The organism is Cellvibrio sp. ARAG 10.3 (assembly GCF_051846955.1).
Classification (GTDB): domain Bacteria; phylum Pseudomonadota; class Gammaproteobacteria; order Pseudomonadales; family Cellvibrionaceae; genus Cellvibrio.
The window spans coordinates 12,853-33,146 of record NZ_JBPYCU010000027.1 but is presented as its reverse complement, the minus strand read 5'-3'; the positions used below and the strand labels follow the sequence as shown (position 1 = coordinate 33,146).

The 20,294-nt window shown below is 53.5% G+C and carries 16 protein-coding genes; 2 read left to right on the top strand and 14 right to left on the bottom strand.

The annotated features are described in order from the left end of the window. Window positions 1-87: 87 nt before the first annotated feature. From gloA to ACSV5M_RS20715, 5 genes are all read right to left on the bottom strand, one after another. Window positions 88-471: a lactoylglutathione lyase gene (gloA, locus tag ACSV5M_RS20735; RefSeq protein WP_439178688.1), complete on the bottom strand. Its 384-nt coding sequence runs from the start codon at window positions 469-471 to the stop codon at window positions 88-90. Between the two features lie 45 nt (window positions 472-516). Continuing rightward, window positions 517-2,226, bottom strand: coding sequence for a hypothetical protein (locus ACSV5M_RS20730; RefSeq protein ID WP_439178686.1), 1,710 nt, complete (start codon window positions 2,224-2,226; stop codon window positions 517-519). Between the two features lie 159 nt (window positions 2,227-2,385). Continuing rightward, window positions 2,386-3,135 (bottom strand): sulfite exporter TauE/SafE family protein, encoded by a 750-nt coding sequence (locus ACSV5M_RS20725; RefSeq protein ID WP_439178685.1) that lies wholly within the window; start codon window positions 3,133-3,135, stop codon window positions 2,386-2,388. After that, complete coding sequence (gene ccoS / locus ACSV5M_RS20720; RefSeq protein WP_439178683.1) at window positions 3,128-3,382, bottom strand: cbb3-type cytochrome oxidase assembly protein CcoS; 255 nt, start codon at window positions 3,380-3,382, stop codon at window positions 3,128-3,130. Before ccoS ends, ACSV5M_RS20725 begins: the two co-directional genes overlap by 8 nt. Window positions 3,383-3,393: 11 nt before the next feature. Further along, window positions 3,394-5,886, bottom strand: coding sequence for a heavy metal translocating P-type ATPase (locus ACSV5M_RS20715; protein WP_439178681.1), 2,493 nt, complete (start codon window positions 5,884-5,886; stop codon window positions 3,394-3,396). 212 nt (window positions 5,887-6,098) lie between these two features. Here ACSV5M_RS20715 and ACSV5M_RS20710 point away from each other — a divergent pair, with 212 nt between their 5' ends. After that, complete coding sequence (locus tag ACSV5M_RS20710; protein WP_439178679.1) at window positions 6,099-8,297, top strand: patatin-like phospholipase family protein; 2,199 nt, start codon at window positions 6,099-6,101, stop codon at window positions 8,295-8,297. Window positions 8,298-8,314: 17 nt separating this feature from the next. On the opposite strand, the gene ACSV5M_RS20705 is transcribed toward ACSV5M_RS20710, so the two are convergent. From ACSV5M_RS20705 to ACSV5M_RS20675, 7 genes are all read right to left on the bottom strand, one after another. Further along, window positions 8,315-8,848, bottom strand: a complete 534-nt coding sequence (locus tag ACSV5M_RS20705) for a FixH family protein (RefSeq protein WP_439178678.1) — start codon at window positions 8,846-8,848, stop codon at window positions 8,315-8,317. Window positions 8,849-9,008: 160 nt separating this feature from the next. After that, the gene (ccoG, locus tag ACSV5M_RS20700) at window positions 9,009-10,430 is read right to left on the bottom strand and encodes a cytochrome c oxidase accessory protein CcoG (RefSeq protein WP_439178677.1); all 1,422 of its coding nucleotides are present in this window, start codon (window positions 10,428-10,430) and stop codon (window positions 9,009-9,011) included. A gap of 152 nt (window positions 10,431-10,582) precedes the next feature. Then, window positions 10,583-11,482, bottom strand: a complete 900-nt coding sequence (gene ccoP / locus ACSV5M_RS20695; protein WP_439178675.1) for a cytochrome-c oxidase, cbb3-type subunit III — start codon at window positions 11,480-11,482, stop codon at window positions 10,583-10,585. A gap of 2 nt (window positions 11,483-11,484) precedes the next feature. Next, the gene (locus ACSV5M_RS20690) at window positions 11,485-11,685 is read right to left on the bottom strand and encodes a cbb3-type cytochrome oxidase subunit 3 (protein ID WP_439178689.1); all 201 of its coding nucleotides are present in this window, start codon (window positions 11,683-11,685) and stop codon (window positions 11,485-11,487) included. A 2-nt stretch (window positions 11,686-11,687) separates the two neighbouring features. Beyond that, a complete protein-coding gene (gene ccoO, locus ACSV5M_RS20685) occupies window positions 11,688-12,299 on the bottom strand; it encodes a cytochrome-c oxidase, cbb3-type subunit II (protein ID WP_439178674.1) in 612 nt (203 codons plus the stop codon). A gap of 11 nt (window positions 12,300-12,310) precedes the next feature. Then, the gene (gene ccoN / locus ACSV5M_RS20680) at window positions 12,311-13,759 is read right to left on the bottom strand and encodes a cytochrome-c oxidase, cbb3-type subunit I (RefSeq protein WP_439178673.1); all 1,449 of its coding nucleotides are present in this window, start codon (window positions 13,757-13,759) and stop codon (window positions 12,311-12,313) included. 303 nt (window positions 13,760-14,062) lie between these two features. Next, window positions 14,063-15,280 carry an argininosuccinate synthase gene (locus ACSV5M_RS20675; protein ID WP_439178672.1) on the bottom strand — a complete coding sequence of 406 codons (1,218 nt, stop codon included), beginning with the start codon at window positions 15,278-15,280 and terminating at the stop codon, window positions 14,063-14,065. Window positions 15,281-15,520: 240 nt separating this feature from the next. Between ACSV5M_RS20675 and ACSV5M_RS20670 the strand changes: the two genes are divergently transcribed. Beyond that, window positions 15,521-16,003 carry a glutathione peroxidase gene (locus tag ACSV5M_RS20670; protein ID WP_439178670.1) on the top strand — a complete coding sequence of 161 codons (483 nt, stop codon included), beginning with the start codon at window positions 15,521-15,523 and terminating at the stop codon, window positions 16,001-16,003. A gap of 220 nt (window positions 16,004-16,223) precedes the next feature. On the opposite strand, the gene ACSV5M_RS20665 is transcribed toward ACSV5M_RS20670, so the two are convergent. Both ACSV5M_RS20665 and ACSV5M_RS20660 read right to left on the bottom strand, forming a co-directional pair. Further along, window positions 16,224-17,948 carry a substrate-binding domain-containing protein gene (locus ACSV5M_RS20665; protein WP_439178669.1) on the bottom strand — a complete coding sequence of 575 codons (1,725 nt, stop codon included), beginning with the start codon at window positions 17,946-17,948 and terminating at the stop codon, window positions 16,224-16,226. Between the two features lie 249 nt (window positions 17,949-18,197). After that, window positions 18,198-20,096: a methyl-accepting chemotaxis protein gene (locus ACSV5M_RS20660; RefSeq protein WP_439178667.1), complete on the bottom strand. Its 1,899-nt coding sequence runs from the start codon at window positions 20,094-20,096 to the stop codon at window positions 18,198-18,200. Between the last annotated feature and the right edge of the window lie 198 nt (window positions 20,097-20,294).

Sequence of the window (20,294 nt, the reverse complement as noted above, 5' to 3'; positions counted from 1 at the left end):
CCGTCACCGGCAGGGATGCCGGTGACGAGCCTACAGGGATGTATTCACGGCGTGTCCCGCAGGTCTCTCCGCCATTCTGCGGAATCATTAATTCACTCCCAACAATTCAACCTTATAACCATCCGGATCTTCAACAAACGCCAGAATCGTTGTGCCGTGCTTCATCGGGCCCGGCTCCCGCACAATCTTGCCACCCGCTGCGCGAATTTTTTCGCAGGTTGCATAGACATCATCACAACCTAAAGCAATATGCCCATAGGCTGTGCCCAACTCATATTTTTCCACGCCGTAGTTATAAGTCAGCTCAATCACCGAATGAGTAGCTTCATCACCGTACCCCACAAAAGCTAAGGTGAATTGTCCTTCCGGATAATCATGCTTGCGCAGAAGCTTCATGCCGAGAATATCAGTGTAGAACGCGATGGATCGATCAAGATTGCCCACGCGCAACATAGTGTGAAGTAAACGCATAAATCACCTTTACAGATTATTGACCACGAATTGTAAAAGACTACATCAGAATCTTTGCTGTGCGCTGACAAGCAATTGAAAATCGCTGATACCGGATTTGGCGGCCAGTGGTGTGGCAAAGTTTACGTGAACCACATTGCCTACGCGAACTTTACTGGAGCTGAAGCGCAGACCAAAGCCGATATTCGATAAGTGCGGATTGGGTTGACCGTCTTTATCGCCCCAGGCTTTACCGGCGTCGAAAAAGAGCACACCGCCCATACGGACAATATTGAACAGGTGATAATCAGAAAAATAACGTCGCTCAAGCGTGAACAAATAACGCTGGTCGCCGCGCTGGAAATCCGTGGGATAACCGCGCAAACCGGTTTCATCGCCAGCGGTTAATTGTTCGTGTTGCAAAAGATCCTGGCCCACATCGTAGCGAACTCGTGCGTACCAGCGGTTTTTATCATTGATAAAATAGTTGTAGGCAATTTCACCACCGACCACCGAACTGTCGTCGCGACCGGAATCCAGGTGGTGGCGGCCATCCATCTCGGCGCTCATCTCCAGAATATGGTGGTTACGCATGTCCACCACATTAGTGATCTTACCTTTGTAGCGAACCATCTCATCCGCACTATCCAAAGAAGTGCCGCCATAACCGATACGAAATTCAGTATTCACCCCCAACGCAATATCTTCTGCGCGCTGGATCTGGTTAACGTTTTTAAACACACCGAATTGATTGTGCCGCGATTGGAAGCCGATCCAGGGGTATACGGCTTTGCGATCTTCCGGAATACCGAGAAGGGTATCTTCTATCTCGTAAAAGGTATCTTCTTCTTTGGTAAAACCAACCAGAATCCGGCGGGTATAATCATCATCGATATGGGTCGCCACACCAAAAAAAGCTTCCTGGAAAACCTGCTGGTGACGGTATTCATTAATGACATCACCACCAGAGCGAATCACACTGACCTCGGAAATATCATCCAGCTGAATGCCGGTTGCCCAAGGGGTCGCCAATGAATAAAAAGGCTTGGCAACATAAATTGAGCTGTTATCACCATCGCTGGTTTCAGCGAAAGAAAGTTTTACCGATACCGGTTTGTTGAGGAAATGTGGATTGGAAAAACTGTAGCGGATGCTGTTGCGATCCGCTGTTTGTTCGTAACCGATAACCACGCTGTTACCGGACCCCAGAATATTATCATCGCTGAGCGCAAAACCCGATTCACTATCATCTGCTTTTTGACTGAACGATACTTGCGGTTCCAGCGACCAGGAATCCTGGGTTACCACCAGGATATCAATCTCATCATCGCAAACGACATCGGGCACGATATAGGCCGTTGATAAATAATTGCGGGTACGCAGGATACGCGCGCTTTCCTGAATCATCTTGCGATTAACTTTATCGCCTTCTTTAAACAGCAGTTGGGACTTAACGACGTGGGGTTTGGTATTGACGTGGACCCTGTTTAAAAAACGATACAGGCTGTTGTTTTCATCCGGATTACTTTCATCGAACACATCGATGTTATTGAACGCAATATTGCGAATGGTTTTGCCTTCGTATTGCGCAAAAATATTGGTATCGATACGTGTATTTTTATCGCGGGCAACATCGCCTTCTTGCCAGCCATGCTCAAAGCGAACGCATTCCTGATCCACCTCCTTTACAGGAATAGACTCTGTTTGCGCCAGCGCCCCAGCACCGAACAGCAAGATCGCGCTCACCACTAACCCATTACCCAGGGTCTTGATCATTTTTTGTTCTCTGGAAAATTAACTCGGTATATAGCCAAGCATAAGACAACACAATTTCGATTATAGTGATTGCAAATCATCATCCGGATGATTTTTTTGTTTAAGTGTGTTGGGCCGCGCACATTAACACGAGTCACAAAGCTTCACAAAGACACCGCATCAGTGGTGATGATGGAGTTGTTCCCCAGCAGGAGCGCTGTGTTGGTGGGGTGGCGTGTTCTCGGCCTCCGGCTGATGATGGTCGTGTCCGGGACCACCGCCCATCATCGTCCAGATGCCGAAGAAAATAATCAATACCGCAAATCCGATCCGCACACCGCGCGCCTGCAGCAGGCCCGCCAGTTTGCGCGCAACAAAACCCGTAGCCAATACTGCGGGCAAGGTTCCCAAGCCAAACGCCAGCATCACACCACCCGCCTGGCCGATATTCGCCTGGGCCGCCGCGTAGGCGAGCGCGGTATACACCAGGCCGCACGGCAACCAACCCCAAATCACCCCCAGCAGGGCTGCCTTGGGCAGACTGTTGACCGGCATCAGGGGTTTACCCAGGGGTTGCAGGTAAGCCCATAGGTAGCGTCCCACCCGCTCCAGATATATCAGCCCCCGCCACCAGTCCGCCAGGTAAAGCCCCATGGCGATCAACAGGACGCCCGCTACCATGCGCAGCCAGGTTTCACCGGCCCAACCGCTGAGGGCACCGGCAAATGCACCCAATAACACACCCATGAGGGTGTAACTGCCGATCCGCCCGAGGTTATAGGTCAGCAACAACTGGAAACGACGCTGGCGGGCGTCAGCCGGAATCGCCATGGTCAGCGCCCCCATGATACCGCCGCACATGCCCACGCAATGGGCGCTGCTGAGCAAGCCGAGGGAAAAGGCAGTGAATAGCGGGGCCCAATCAATCATGTGGCGGCTCGGCCTGGCGGGATGTCGGTTGAGGTACTTTGGATTCAGGCGCAACTTGATCCGGATCCGTCGGTGGTGTCGGCTCACTTGGCCCCGTTTTTTTCGGCTTGTCTTCATCAAACAGGATGCGATGGGCCTCGGTGTCCAGGTTGTCGTACTGACCGCTGTGAATGGCCCAGAACAAAAAGCGCAAGGCAATCGCGACGAAGATCAATGCAATCGGAATCAAAAAATAAAAACTTTCCACAACAAATGCCGTTAGGGGTGATCCGCCCCTGAGCTATCACTCAGGCGCAGGGAATTGAAGATTACAACCAGCGAACTGGCCGTCATACCGATTGCCGCTTGCCAGGGAGCAACCCAACCGGCGGCCGCCAACGGCAAAGCCAGGACGTTGTACGCCAGGGAAAAACGCAGATTCTGCTGGATGATCCGCTTGGTGCGGTGGGCCAATACCACTGCCTTGTGCAATACCTCCAGGTTGTCATTCAACAAGACCGCGTCGGCGCGGGTTTGTGCCAGATCCGAAGCGGAGGCCATGGCGATGGAAATATCTGCCCCGGACAGAATCGGCACATCGTTGATGCCGTCTCCCAGCATCAGCACTTTATCACCCTGAGCCTGCCGCTGGTGCAGGTGCGACAATTTGTCCTCCGGCCGCGCGCCGGCGATAAATTCCCTGATACCCAATGGTTCGGCAAGGGCTGCCACGGCACCGGATTGATCGCCGCTGAGCAATTCCACGGCTATCCCGTCGCGCTGGAAGGCCGCAACCACCGCCGCTGCACCGGGGCGCGCCTCATCCTCCAGGGCAATCCAGGCCAGGGGGCCCTGATGGTCGCCCAACAGCAGCCACTGTTGCCGGGTGTCGGGCAGGATCGGGCGCGCGGTATCCGGTGGAAATAGCGCCGCGACAAAATCCACACTTCCCAGGCGATAGCGCACCTCTGGCACACCAGTTCCCGGCGTGCTGCCCTCTCCCATGTCATCTTCTGCCACATCACCCTCTACCCCGGCGCCGGTAACCTGCCGAACCCGGGTGGCCGTGGGTACATCCTTCAGGTGGCGAAACGCCATCGCCAGGGGATGGTTGGCGCTGGCTTCCAGTGCTGCCGCAATGGCCAGGCAGCGGGTTTGATCCAGGGAACCGCAGGTGCGTACCTCGGCAATACCAAACTGGCCTTTGGTCAGGGTGCCGGTTTTATCGAAGATGACGCGATTCACCTGGGTCAGGGTTTCCACCACATGGCCGCGCGCCACCAGGAAACCCTGCTGGCGCAAATTGACGGTCACCGCGCTCAGGGCAGCGGGCATGGCCAAAGCCAGCGCACAGGGGCATGTCACCACCAATACTGACAAGGTAACCCAGAGCGCCCGCGCCGGGTCGTACCACCACCAGAAAGCAAAGACCAGCGCGCATACCACCAGCAGGCGCGCGATAAAAAAGCGCGCGATCCGATCAGCCACGGTTACCTGGGCGGGCTTTTCCTCCGCCGCCTGTGCGGCAAGCCGTTCGATTGCCGAAAGCTGGGTCGCCGCGCCGGTTGCCGTCACGCTGACCACCAGCGGGCTGTCGGTGTTGAGAGTGCCGGCAATCACCGCGTCCCCGTGCCGCTTGGTCACCGGCCGGGACTCACCGGTCAGGATCGCCTCAACGGCACTACTTTCACCGGACACCACCAGCCCGTCACAGGGAAACGTCTCTCCGGCTTTTACCAATACGCGATCACCCGGCCGCAGGGTTTTCAGCGGAACCTGTTGCTCGGTAGTGCGGCCATCCTGCTCGGTGAGGCAACAGGCGCTCAGCGGCATCAACTGCGCGAGATTGCCGAAGGCCATACGGTTGCGATGCCGCGCGCGCATCTCCACGTAACGTCCCAGCAACAGGAAAAACGCGAACATGGAGATGGATTCGAAATACACCTCACCGCCGCCAAAGATGGTGGCCCAGCCACTGGCGATATAGGCGAGGCCAATAGCCAGGGCCACCGGGACGTCCATCACCAGATGGCGACTTTTGATGCTGCGCCAGGCGGACTTAAAAAACGGCCAGCAACTGAAGAACACCACCGGGGTAGCCACCAGAAAACTTTGCCAGCGCAAGAAACTTAGCCAGGCATCAGTTGCACCGGTGTACATACCCACCGCCACCATCATTGCCTGCATCATCGCAAAGCCCGCCACGCCCAGGCGAAACAGGGCCATACGGTTTTCTTTCCTGACCAGGTCCTGTTGTTGCTCATCGGTAGCGGGGCGAGCTTTGTAGCCGATCTCCGCCAGGGCAGCCAGCAGTTCGCTCAGCGGTTGTTGCTGCGCATCCCAGATAAGGGTGCAACGGTGGGTGGTAATGTTGATGGTGATTGACTGGATTGCCGGGTGTTTTTTCAGGTGGGTTTCAATCAGCCAGCTGCACGCCGCACAGCTGATGCCTTCAAGTAACAGGTTCGCCTGGCGCAGTTGGCGCCCTGCATCCAGGTCAAGCACAAAGTCAGCTTGCACATCAGGCAGGTCGTAGATGTCCCAGCGGGTTTGCACCTCTTTTTGCGTGCCTGGACGTGCGCTATGTTCGGTACGAAAGCGATAAAAATTTTCCAGCCCGCCATCCACAATGGCCATCGCCACCGCCTGGCAACCCGGGCAGCACATCCATTCCTCTTTAGCGGCAATAGTCACCGGAAAATGCGCACCGGCAGGTACAGGCAAGCCACAGTGGTAACAGGGAAGAGGAGTATCGGATGCGGGTATAGACACGGATATGGGCACTTTTCAGGATACGTCAAAGACTGGTTGATCACCGGTGATATGGATTGACCGGTCCGTCGGGTGCAAGCAAAATCGCGCGGTCATTATAGCCGAGCCCTGCTGATCGCGCAGGCTGAATCATGGCTTCGAGGGTAACTTTTCACCCGGCTGTGCTACACCTATACCGTTACGTCACTTCAGCCACGACAAAGGATGCGTCCATGCCCTACCGCTTATCGTTGCGCCTGTTAATCCTGCTGCTTGCCTTGTGTCCTGGCCACCCGTTGTTGGCACAGAGCGACACGGCGGAATCGCGTCCGCGTACTGCCTTGATTCTCGGTGGCGGCGGTGCCCGGGGTGCTGCACATATCGGGGTGCTGGAAATCCTTGAACGCGAGCGGATTCCGTTTGATTGTATTGCCGGCACCAGCATGGGCGCCCTGGTGGCTGGCGCCTATGCAGCGGGCTTGTCGCCAGCTGAGATGCGCGCAAAATTAAAAGAGGCCGACTGGACCAATATGTTTCTGGATTCAGCGGATTATTCACAGATGAACTACCGCACCAAGCGCGTGACGCAGGGCCTGCTGCCGGGAGCCGAGGTCGGCTTGTCCGACGAGGGATTGCAGATCACCTCGGGGCTGGTGTCCGGTGAAAAAATCAAACTCTTCTTCAACCAGCTGGTGGGCGATGATGTTGGTGGCCGCATGATTGAGGAATTGCGCCTGCCGCTGGCAATCATCGCGACCGATATCGGTACTGGTGAAAAAGTGGTGCTCAAAAGCGGCAGCCTGACCCACGCCATGCGTGCCAGCATGTCTGTACCCGGCTTTATGGCACCGGTGGAATACGAAGGTGCAAAACTGGTGGACGGCGGCCTGGTGGACAACGTGCCGATCCAGGTGGGGCGCGAACTATGCAACGCCGAACGCGTGATTGCCGTCGACGTGGGAACACCACTGAAACCCGCCAACAACGTGAACTCTTTGCTGAGCGTCACCGTGCAGATGATCGGGATCCTCACGCGCCAGAATGTGGCCCACGCCATCGCCAGCCTGGGCAGTAACGATATTTATATCACCCCGGACCTGGGCGATCTCACAGCCACCGAATTCGCCCGCTACAAACAGGCGGCCGATCTCGGTTACGCTGCTGCCGAGGCGCGGGTTGCCGACCTGCAAGAATTCACCGTCGCCCCGCAGAATTACGCCGCCTGGCAAGCACAATTGCGCGATGAGCGCGAACTGATCACCACCATCGACACCATCACCATTGCACCCATGACGCGCGTCAATCCGATCTTTATACGGCAATTGATTCGCCAACAGGAGGGCGAAACTCTGAATCGTGAGCAACTGGAGGTGGATTTAATCCGCATTTATGGCATGGGCGGTTTTGATAATGTGGATTATCAAGTGCAGCATATCGATGGTAAAAATAATCTCACCATCCTCGCGCGCGAAAATAAAGCCTCGTCGGATTACCTGACCTTTGGTTTCAGCATCAACGAAGAGCGGCGAGAAGGTTCCAGCGTGAATTTGCGCACAGCGTTTCGCAATGTCTGGCTGAATCGCTACGGCGGTGAATTGTTCGCGGTGATGGATCTCGGCAGCAATTCCTCTTTCGAAGTAGACTTTTATCAACCACTCAATCAACGCCAAAGCTGGTTTATTGAACCCAGTTACGTGACGCAACGGGATGAAATCAGTATTTATCTGGACAACGAAAAAATTGCCGAGTACGACCTGAAAACGGACTATGCCCAACTATTGATGGGCAGGAACATTGGCATTTGGGGACAAGCGAGAATCGGTTGGCGGCAATACCATACCCGCGGCCGCTCGCAGATCGGTGTGGTCGAGTTACCAGATATCGACGAGCGTTACGATGGCTGGGTCGCCGAGACGGTCTTTGACGGCCGTAACCGATTGTATTTTCCCTCCAAAGGCTGGAGCGGCGGCATCAGCTATTTTGAATCCGCCGAGCAGGATTATCGCAAGGTCAAAACAGAACTCAGCGGCACTTATCTGGTGGGTGATTATGTCTGGGGGATGCGCACGTCGTATGTCACCGCTATTGACGATGAGCTGCCACTATTCGACGCGGAATTATTGGGTGGTTTTTTAAATTTATCCGGCTACGCCACCGAACAGATCTGGACCAACGGCGCCTTCTATTCACACCTGCGCGCTGAAAAAATTATCGGCCATATGCCGCTGGGTTTAAGCGGCGATCTGCGCATGGGGCTTGCCGTCGAAGGAGCAAAGCTCGAAGAGCCCATCAATCTGGGCGAAGAAGACGAATGGCTGGATTCTGCCATTGTGTATTTCGGCGGTGAAACGCCACTGGGGCCGGTGTATCTCGGTTATGGCTTCACCTTTAGCGGCGACTTCAATATTTATTTTCAACTGGGCGCCTTTTAATAGCTGTTGAAAATTTTCTATTCCCTGGCGATGCGCGGCTGTAACCGCGTTTCATCGCTCACCGAAAAATTAATCTCACCACTTAACAACCATTCCGCCGCTTTACGCTGATGCTTATCCAGCACCGGCAATAAAGACAAGTACCAATTGTTTCTCGGGTTAAACTCCAGGCTGCCGCGATAATGACCGCTGGATGTTTGCTGTAACACCACCTGCTGATCCAGATCTGCCTCAAAGGGATGGTCGAGCAATAACAATAACTGCGCGGGCACAGCATCCTGCGACGGTATCTGTAAAAACACTTCGCCGGTGGTACGATCAAAACGCAACTGCGCCGTTAAACCTAATTCCACGGCGCGCCGATCCTGCTCCATGGTTTGATTGATCATGCGTCCTTCTTTGTAATAGTTGTCAATTACTACATCGTCGGCATGACGGAACGCAATGGTTACCGTCACCATGGAGACACAGACCACCACAATTAACGGCGTGAAAACAAACCAGAACCAGAATTGGCGATAAAAAGGCTTAATGTCTTGTTCAGTTTTCATCAATAATCATTCGTAAAGTGTAAGTTTAAGCGTGGCACAAAGGGCGGTGGTGCAAGCGTTTCTGAAACCCTCACGTCAGGGACGACGTGAGGGAGCTACAGGGATGTATTCATGCGTTTTCAGAAACGCTTGCACCATCGACCGTCCCGCCAATACAAAATTAATATCCACGCAGCTGCGGACCAATAAAACTGGTGGTGTGCTCTGCGGTTAATTCAGGATTATCCCGCGCCTGCACTTTAATGGTTACATCCGTCTGAACTTCTTTTAACGCATCACGCGGCACAGCAATTCGTACGGGGACGGTCAACAGCTCGCCCTCTTCAACCGGCACCGGGCGATAGCCTTGTACCTCAAACGGATAATCACCGCTCACCTGAATATCGTATACGTGCGCGTGGCGATCCATGTTGTTGATCTTGATGGTGTAGACGTTCTGGATATCCTGACCCGCCACGCGGTACATACGCACGCCGCGATCACGCAATACTTCCAGACCGACCGGCACGCGCGAGGCGATGGAATAGACAAACACGCTGATCATCGCAATCAAGACAACGGCATAGCCCAACAAGCGCGGGCGAAAGACGTTGGTGTGACCCTTCTCAATCGCGTCTTCGGTGGTGAAGCTGATCAGGCCGCGCTCGTAACCCATTTTGTCCATCACGGTGTTACATGCATCCACGCATAAGCCGCAATCGATACATTCCGGTTGCAAGCCATCGCGTATATCAATATCCACCGGACATACCTGCACACACCAGGAGCAGTCAATGCAATCGCCCAGGCCTTTGGCTTTGTAATCTTCATCCAGCTTGCGCGGGCCGCGTTTTTCACCGCGCACATAGTTGTAAAACACAGTGAGCGTGTCTTTGTCGTACATCACTGACTGGAAGCGCGCGTAGGGGCACATGTATTTACAGACTTGTTCGCGCAGAAAGCCGGCGTTCATGTAGGTGGCGCCGGTGAAGAAAAATACCCAGAACGCCGGCGCGAGATCCGATTGGAAAGTAACGAGTTCGTAGATTAATGTGCGAATCGGAACAAAATAACCGACAAAGGTCAGCGAGGTAATTAACGCAATGACAATCCATAAGGTTTGCGTCGCACCTTTGCGCCAGATTTTCTCAAAGTTCCACGGCTGAGAATCAAGCTTGATGCGCTTGTTGCGATCCCCCTGGAACACATACTCGGCCCAGATAAACATCTGCGTCCAGACAGTTTGCGGGCAGGTGAAACCGCACCACACGCGTCCGACCAGTACGGTTACGGTAAATAATAGAAACGCAGCAATAATCAGCAGCCACGCCAGGTACATGCCGTCGTGGGGCCAGAAGGTCATCCAGAGGATATGGAATTTACGTTCGGGAAGATCGAACAACATGGCCGGCCGGCCATCGATCATCAGCCAAGGCATGAGGACAAAACCCGCCAACAAGGGCAAGCCAGTGTAGCGCCGCAGTTTTTGATAAAAACCGGTGATGCGGCGGGTATACACTTTTTCGTCGGCTTCGTAGAGATTGACGTAGCGGATTACATTTTCAGAATGATCTTTACCGGCGTTTTCAGGCTTGACACTCAAAAGAAAAACCTCATCAAGGGAAAAGAAATCAGGGAAAAGGAAAAAGTATGAACTCGCCCTCTTCCCACGCTGTGTCACTCAAAGAAAACTACTCGTTACCCAGGGCAACTCTTTTTCTTCTTTTCCCTTTTCCCTATGTCCTTTCTTTTTTCTTACTCTTGCTCCAGCGATAAGCTGTACACGTAGGCCGCCAGCAGGTGGATGCGATCCGCTTTCAGCAACTCCTGTTGTGCAGGCATGACACCGTTGCGCCCATTACGCAGCGTGGCGCGGATGTCCTGCGGCTCGCCGCCGTACAGCCAGATGTCGTCGGTCAGGTTGGGCGCACCGAGCGCCTGATTACCTTTACCATCCACACCGTGGCAGGCCACGCAGTTCTGGTTATAGAGTTTTGCACCCAGTTCGGCTTTTGCGGCATCGTGGTCCTGACCGCTCATTTGCAGCACGTATTCCGACACATTCACCACCCCGGTTTCACCCATCAAGGCACCCCATGCCGGCATGGCGCCTTTACGACCGAGGGTAATGGTTTCCTTTATTTTTTCCGGCGTGCCGCCGTACAACCAATCGTGGTCGGTCAGATTGGGAAAGCCGTAGTTGCCGCCGCCGTCTGCGCCGTGACACACCGCGCAGTTGTTGGAAAACAGGCGCAGGCCCATCTTCATGGCGTCGGGATTTTGGGCCAATTGCTCGATAGGTGTATTGGCGTAGATGCCGAAAGTATCGGCATAACGTGCGTCGGCCTGTTGTTGATGGCCGCGCAGTTCTTTTACTGACGTCCAGCCGAACAAGCCGGGCCAGGAGCCCAGGCCGGGGTAGACCAACAGGTAAACACCGGCATAAACAAAGGTCACGATAAACATGATGAACCACCAACGCGGCAAGGGGTTGTCATACTCCTCAATGCCGTCGTAGACGTGACCGGTAGTTTTGTTTTCTTCTTCGTCCTGATCGCTTACCGCTACCTTGCGGTTGGCCAACAGGACCCACAACACCAACGCCAGGTTGGTGAGGGTCAAGCCAATAATCCAAAGGTTCCAGAATGTACCCATAATCAATTCCGCCTGTCTGAATCATCACCGGGATGATCGTTCTGCTCGTGTTCTTTGCCCGTCGCGTCATCATCGGCAAAGGGCAGTTTGGCATCTTCTTCAAAGCGCTTTTTGCGCTTGGGGGCAAAGGCCCACCAGCACACGCCGAAGAAAGCGACCATCACCAATACTGTAGAAATTGCGCCGAGAGTGCCTGCGTCCATCATCAACGTTTCTCTTTCAGGAGCGTGCCCAGTTGCTGCAAGTACGCCACCAGCGCATCCATCTCGGATACACCTTTTACGGCCGCTTCAGCGCCAGCGATGTCGTCCTCTGTATAGGGGACACCAACGCGGCTCAGTGCACGCATCTTGGCGGCGGTGTGTTTGCCATCCAGGATGTTGTCGTACAACCAGGGGAACGCCGGCATATTGGATTCCGGCACGACGATGCGCGGATTGAACAGGTGCACCTTGTGCCAGTCGTCGGAGTAACGGCCGCCGACGCGGGCCAGGTCTGGACCGGTACGCTTGGAGCCCCACAGGAAGGGGTGCTCGTAAACCGATTCACCCGCAACCGAATAGTGGCCGTAACGCTCTACTTCGGCACGCAAGGGACGAACCATCTGCGTGTGGCACACGTGGCAACCTTCGCGGATGTAGATATCCCGACCTTCCAGCACCAGCGCCGGCAGAGGTTTCAAACCTTCCACGGGGGTGGTGGTTTCTTTCAGGAAGAACTGCGGCACGATCTGCGTCAGGCCGCCGAAGCTGATGGCGATGATGACCAGCACGGTCATCAGGCCAATATTCTTTTCTACTATGTCATGACCTTTCATCGAATATCCCCTTACGCCGCCTGAGTCGCCGGATCAGCCGGAATCACTTCAGGCTCCGGTGTTTTGGCTGTGCGGTACGCGTTATAGGCCATCAAAAACATACCCGCCAGGAACACGGCACCGCCGAGGAAGCGCACGAAGTAACCGGGGTAGCTGGCTTGTACGGCTTCAACAAAGCTGTAGGTCAAGGTGCCGTCGGCGTTGAATGCGCGCCACATCAAACCTTGCATGATGCCGTTGACCCACATGGACGCGATGTACAACACCGTGCCGATAGTCGCCAACCAGAAGTGAATGTTGATCAAGCGAACGCTGTACATCTCTTTGCGACCGAACAGGATCGGCAACAGATGGTATATGGAACCGATAGAGATCATCGCCACCCAGCCCAGGGCGCCGGAGTGAACGTGACCGATGGTCCAGTCAGTATTGTGCGACAGCGCGTTAACTGTCTTGATGGACATCATCGGGCCTTCAAAGGTAGACATACCGTAGAAAGACAAGGACACCACCAGGAAGCGTAAGGTCGGGTCGGTGCGCAGCTTATGCCAGGCACCGGACAGGGTCATAATGCCGTTGATCATGCCTCCCCAACTGGGTGCCAGCAGGATCAGGGACATCACCATACCCAGGCTTTGCGCCCAGTCCGGCAGGGCCGAGTAATGCAAGTGGTGCGCACCGGCCCAGATGTAAATAGAGATCAATGCCCAGAAGTGCACGATAGACAACTGATAGGAATATACCGGGCGGCCCGCCTGCTTGGGCACAAAGTAATACATCATGCCGAGGAAGCCGGCGGTCAGGAAGAAGCCCACCGCGTTGTGGCCATACCACCACTGCACCATGGCATCGGCCGCGCCGGCGTAGGCAGAGTAGGACTTCATGAAATATGCCGGCGTAAATGCGCTGTTGACGATATGCAATACAGCAACGGTAAGAATAAACCCGCCGTAGAACCAGTTAGCCACGTAGATATGGTCAGTCTTGCGTTTCACGATAGTACCGAAAAACACAATCGCGTAACTCACCCACACAATCGCAATTAAAATGTCGATCGGCCACTCCAGCTCAGCGTATTCCTTGGAGGTGGTGTAACCCAGCGGCAGGGTAATCACGGCGAGCACAATCACCAGTTGCCAACCCCAGAAGGTAAACGGCACCAACCAGCCACCGAACAAACGGGTCTGACAGGTTCGCTGGACCACATAATAGGAAGTTGCAAATAACGCACAGCCACCGAACGCAAATATCACGGCGTTGGTGTGCAGCGGACGCAGCCGGCCAAAATGGGTGTAGGGTTGAAAGATGTCGTTTAATTCCGGCCAAAACAACTGGGCCGCAATCAGCACACCAACTCCCATACCGACCACACCCCAAACGATGGTCATGATGGAGAATTGGCGCACGACATTGTAATCATAGACCGGATGGTCAGTGGCTACTGCCGGATTACTACTCATAGGACATTCCCGATGCGATAAAGAAAAGGGTTACGTTCAAGAAAAGAAGATGTATCAACCGCACCAAGGCGCCCCCTTTCCGGGGCGTCATTGTGCGTAAAAGAGAAGTTACCGATATTGATCCTGATCAAGTTGAATCCCCGGGATAACGCTCCGTTAATAACTGATCCGTCACTGATGGCGCGACAGCGGATAAAGCAGACACTTTAGCGCGTGCAGGGCGACATCAAACTGCCCAAAATATATACAGTGTAGAGCAGCATTTAAAAAATGCTGCTCTTACCGCGTGGTAAACCCAAAGAATTAACGCAGTGTGCGACCTTTGTTAGCCGCAATGCGCATACGCAGTGCATTCAGCTTGATAAAGCCTTCTGCATCTTTTTGATTGTAAGCACCGGCATCGTCCTCGAAGGTCGCAACCTTTTCATCGAACAGGCTGTCCGCCGAGCGGCGACCAACCACATGCACAGCACCTTTATATAATTTCACCCGCACATCACCGTTAACAAATTGCTGCGATTCGTCGATAGCAGTTTGCAGCATCTTGCGCTCCGGGCTCCACCAGTAGCCGTTGTAGATCATCTCGGCGTAGCGCGGCATTAAGCTGTCTTTCAAATGTGCGACTTCGCGGTCCAGGGTGATGGATTCAATCGCGCGGTGGGCACGCAGCATGATGGTGCCACCGGGGGTTTCATAGCAGCCGCGAGACTTCATACCGACGTAACGGTTTTCCACGATGTCCAGACGACCCACACCGTTTTCGCCACCCAGTTTGTTGAGGGTTGCCAGTACGGTTGCCGGGGACATGCGCTCGCCATTAATAGCCACAACATCACCTTTTTCATAGGTAAGGTCGATGTAAGTCGCTTTGTCCGGCGCGGCTTCCGGAGAAACGCTCCAGCGCCACATATCTTCTTCAGCTTCGGTCCAGGGATTTTCCAGAACACCGCCTTCATATGAGATGTGCAACAGGTTGGCATCCATGGAATAGGGAGATTTCTTTTTCTTGTTGAAATCCACCGGAATGTTGTTCTTCTCGCAGTAAGCCATCAGCGTCTCACGGGAGGTCAAATCCCACTCACGCCAGGGCGCGATCACTTTAATACCCGGCTTAAGTGCGTAGGCACCCAGCTCAAAACGTACCTGGTCGTTACCCTTACCGGTCGCGCCGTGGGAGATGGCATCAGCACCGACTTCATTGGCAATTTCGATCAAGCGCTTGGCGATCAACGGACGGGCAATGGAGGTACCCAAGAGGTACTCACCTTCATAGATGGTATTGGCGCGGAACATGGGGAACACGAAATCGCGCACGAATTCTTCACGCAGGTCATCAATATAGATTTGCTTCACGCCCAGGGCCTGGGCTTTGGCGCGGGCGGGTTCTACTTCTTCACCCTGGCCGATATCGGCCGTGAATGTCACCACTTCGCAGTTGTAGTTTTCTTGCAGCCATTTGACGATTACAGACGTATCAAGGCCGCCGGAGTAGGCCAGAACCACTTTCTTGATGGATGACATAGGAAGCTCCCGCGAGACGAACTATTGGAGAATGAGGACCTGTACGGCGCGAAAACCAGCACCGAATCAGCGCGCGGGATTGTACTCGCAAAAAGGACAAATTCCCACCGCCCTGTAACGGGTTTACCCATTTTTTGTGTGGATATGTTTCATTTAGCAACGATTCTCAGTAAACCAAGCGTTTACCTCCCGGATATCCGGGCGCACACTAGCGATCACTTCATCAAAGGAGAGCGCATTATGAGCAATGAACTTTTGACTATCCCCTGCACCACCAACGACGGCCGCACTGCCCGGTTAAGCGATTACCCCGCCAAGGCCTATCTGATCGTCAACACCGCCAGCGAGTGCGGTTTTACACCGCAGTACAAAGGATTGGAGCAGTTGTGGCAGACCTACCGTGACAAGGGGCTGCAGGTACTGGGATTTCCCTGTAACCAGTTCGGCGGCCAGGAACCTGGCAGCGATGCGGAGATTTCACAGTTCTGCGAGATGAATTATGGGGTGACCTTTCCTTTATTCAGTAAGGTCGATGTGAATGGGGATAATGCGCATCCTTTATTTGTTGCCGTAAAAGAGGCCGCACCGGGGATTTTGGGCAGTAAAGCGATTAAATGGAATTTCACCAAGTTTCTGGTGACGGGTGAAGGGCGGGTAGTTGAGCGTTATGCGCCCACTACGAAACCCGAAGATCTGGTAGAGGATATTGAGAAGCTGTTGTGATTTGAGGGAAGTTCTTTACGGCTAGAAAGCTGAAGTTGACACTCGCACACGGTGAGTTTGGCGTTAGGCCTTTTGTTTCGAAACCTTCAAGTCAGGGATGACTTGAAGGAGCTACAGGGATGTATTCATGCGTTTTCGAAACAAAAGGCCTAATGACAAACGGATCACGGAGCACTTAAACAGACTAGTACACTTCATTCTTTCTATTAAAGCGAATCCATCAGAGCGTCCACACTTCGACACGGCGATTCATATTACGACCGGATGGGGTTTCACTGCTGGCCAAGGGTGCTGCATCACCCAGCCCTTTGGTTAACAACGGATAAACGCCGCGCGCAATCAAAGCCTGTTCCACAACGCGCGCACGTTTCAGCGACAGTTCCTGACTGGAGATCTCGTCACCCTCGCTGTCGGAAAAGCCAAACAGCTGAACACGCTTGGGGGCATTCTGTTCCATATATTTCACCAGCCGATCGATATCACGCAAAGCTTTGCTATCCAATTCATCGCTGCCGCTTTTGAATCGGAAATTAATGGAGAGTCGCTCGGAGTGTGTGGTCAGTTCGCGCACCAGCGGGGGGTAAAAGTTTTTATCGAAGGCTTTGCCGGTGGTGATGTTTTGCGATACCAGGCCGATTTTTTCCACAATCGCCTGGGCGTCTTCCTGTAAGCTGAAGTTGGCAAACTCGCGTGCAAAAGCATTGGCGTTCAGTTGTGGTGTATAAAAATATAAACGGCGCGCCAGCGGATAATCTTCGGTTCCCACGGTAAAGTGCGTGGGAATAATCGCCAGGTGTTCATCCGACTCCGATATTGCCAATAGCTTCGCCTGGCGCACGTAAGGCAGCCCGATAAACCCGATAGCGCCCGGATCTTTACTTACATCGTCCGCCAAACCGGTGCTGGATTCGTAGCGTTTGGCATCAGCCGCCAGTTTGGCCTGACGCGGGTCGAGCACCAGGCTTTTGAACGTATCCCAAGTGCCGGAATTTTCGTCGCGCGCGTAATGGGTGATGGGTACATCACTACCGCCCAACTGCGACCAGTTGCTAATCTCGCCCGAGAAAATGGCCACCAATTGTTGCAACGACAATGCGGTGATGGAATTACCCGGATGGGTGATGATAGCCAAACCATCCAGGCCGATAACATGTTCACTGCCAGCGTGGGCAAGATCGCCGTATTGCGCCTGCAGATCGCGCAGCTCTTGTTCTTTGATACGCCGCGATGACATGCCGATATCCGCAGCGCTGTTGCGCAAATCTTCAAACGCCGTGCTTGAACCGTGCGCGTGAATTTCTACAAAGACTTTTTTACCATCGAGCAAACCAGTTACTATTTTTTCTACCGGATTATCACTTACCTCAGTTGTAATAGCCGTAGCGCCCTTCTCCGCCAAATAAGCCGACACCAGACGCGGCGCTAATTGTTCCCCCACCGTATTCGAACCGTGTAAGCGAAACAAAGGTTGATTCGATGCAACTACCGGCACTGGCTGTGCGTCTGCCGGCGCGATATTTTTTTGTGCCACAGCGGATGGCGCAAAGACATTGACACCCGCACCGCCGGGCATCACCGATCGGAACAAAAAGCCCGATAAGAATACCATCAGGCTCAAGGCCACACTGGCCAGCGGAGTCAGTTTTAACCAATATTTTTTCTTGTCCTTTACGCGCAAACTTTTCGTGCGACTCACGCCCTCAGTCGAAATCTGGTCATCCTCCAACTGGCGAATTTCCCACACCAGGCTGGTCAGCTCTTCATGATTCAATTTAAGCGCTTTCTCCAGCAACTCTTCGCGATAGGCCTCGTCTTTAAGCACCATATTCAGCGGAATATGCAGCTTGAACTCGCTCTCGCACAGGCGCTTTAAGTTCCACAGCCGATCCACCAAGGTGACATTGAAGTGCCTGGGGCCGCGCCCCTGTTTCGCCGTGGTGATCATCTGTTCGCCCCTGTCCAAAAGAAAAGGGGCATTTATAGCGTGGTTTGGTGACAGGGATATTGCAAGAAAAACAGAGCTTACGCTGGCACGTTACGAGTTTGTCGTTAGCCTATGAGTTTCGAAACCCTCAAGTCAGGGACGACTTGAGGGAGCTACAGGGAGGTATATATGCGTTTTCGAAACTCATAGGCTAATGACAAACGACTTTCGAAGCACCTGCATGCAGACCTAAGATATTTTATTAAGATTTTACAACGTAAAAGTAGCCACTTTATCGCTCAGCGCGCGGGAGTGATCCTCCAGCACCTTCGCCCGCGCCTCACCGGATTGTGCATCCGTCGCCAAACCATCCGCTACATGCTTGATCGCCGTCATATTCTTCAGTACCTCTTGCACCACATGACTTTGCTCTTCCGCTGCGGTAGCAATCTGCGAAGCCATGCTGCTGATCACGCCAACCGCCTCATTAATTTTATTCAGTGATTGCGACGCATTGTCCGCATTGGTCACACTGCCGGTCGCCAGTTTACGGCTGTCGTCCATGATCGATACCGCGTTCTGTGCCGTCGCTTGCAGCGATGAAATCATCGATTGAATTTCTTCGGTGCTGGCATGGGTGCGTTGTGACAATACCCGCACCTCATCGGCAACCACCGCAAAACCGCGCCCCTGTTCACCGGCGCGCGCAGCTTCAATGGCGGCGTTCAAGGCGAGTAAATTGGTTTGCTCGGCAATCCCCTGGATAGTCGCGAGGATGCCGCTGATTTTTTTGGCGTGCTCGTTTAAATTCGAGATCACACTGCCCGCTTGTTCGACTTTTTCAGCTAACACAAAGATGGAGTCGCGAGTTTTATCCACCTGGGTTTTTCCGTGTTCAGCGCTGGACACCGACTCATCAACCGAGGTAGCTGTGCGTTCCGCATGGTGCGCAATTTCCTGGGTCGCGTTGGTCATCTCAGTCATGGATTCAGTCACCATACCGATTTGTTCCTGCTGCATCCCCAGTTCACGCACGGAATGCATCGCGCGCTCTGCCGTTGAGCGGGCGTTATCGCGCAGTTCGTTGGCCTGACCGCGGATGTGCTCCACCAGATCGTGCATATGATCGACAAACAAATTGAAGCTCGCCGCTAATTGCCCTACTTCATCGTTCGAAGTCACTGGTAACCGACGCGACAAATCCCCATCACCGGATGCAATTTCAGAAAGCGAATCCGAAACGTTATTCAACGGTTGCAGCAAACGACCGTTGAGCCAATTGATGCCAATCAACGTCGCCACCAGCAGCAGCAAAGTCGCCATCATCTGGCCGATCAAGGTGGACTGCACCGGCCCCACCAGGGCTTCACGATCCAACAACATCACCAGTACCAGATCAGAGTCAGCAACCGGGTCGGCGAAGATTTGTTTGGTACGCCCATCAACGGTAATCAGAGTAGAGGCTTGTTGACCTTGTAATAATTTTTCTACAGTAGATTGGGTCAGCTCCGGCGCAACATCGGTCAGGGGTTTGTTTAACAGGCTTTGGTCACGGTGAGCAAAAACCGTGTTTTTACGCGTGGCAATAAACATCTCACCATCGCCAGGCAACTCAATATCGCGCAACTGCTGCACGATATTATCGAGCACCACATCCACCCCCAGAATGCCTTTGATACTGCCGTCGGGATTCAGCACCGCGCGCCCGAGCGACACCACATTTTTACCTGTGGCAGATGCCACTGAGGGATTTTCCACAACCGTTTTGCGGGGATTTTTGGTGGCGTTGATATACCAGCTCCACACGCGGGGGTCGCTGTTGTCCGCCGCCATTTGCAGGTTGTTGGCGTTCACCAGTGAACCGTCAGCAAAGGCGAGGAAGACATTGTCGACATCGGCGGAGATTCGCAATTGCACCAGGTGCGCGTTGTAGCGGCTTTCATCAGCCTCAGCGGGAAAGCTCTCCAGCGCCTTGCCCTTAGCGGCAAACCAGTCACCCACATATTTGGTAAAGGTGGCGGAGATACCTTTCACTTGCTGGGCGATGTTGGCTTCCATCTGCTTCATGGCGGAAGAATAAGACAGCCAGGCCACAGCACAACCAACCAGTACGAGGGAAACAGCTACCGAGGCACTTATTTTCTTTCTTAACGACCATCTTGCTGACATACAGCCTCCACCATGCGCTTTAGAAGCCAATCATTAACGTCGACCGGCTGATTATTATGTTGTTATGACGTTGTCTGTGGCCGGTTAGGATAAGCCGGCACATCTAATTAATAGTCTATTTTGGTAAAAGTTTTGCCCTTATTAGAACAAATCCTTTTAAACATAATTTTTATCACTAAAAACGTGGGGCTTTTATTC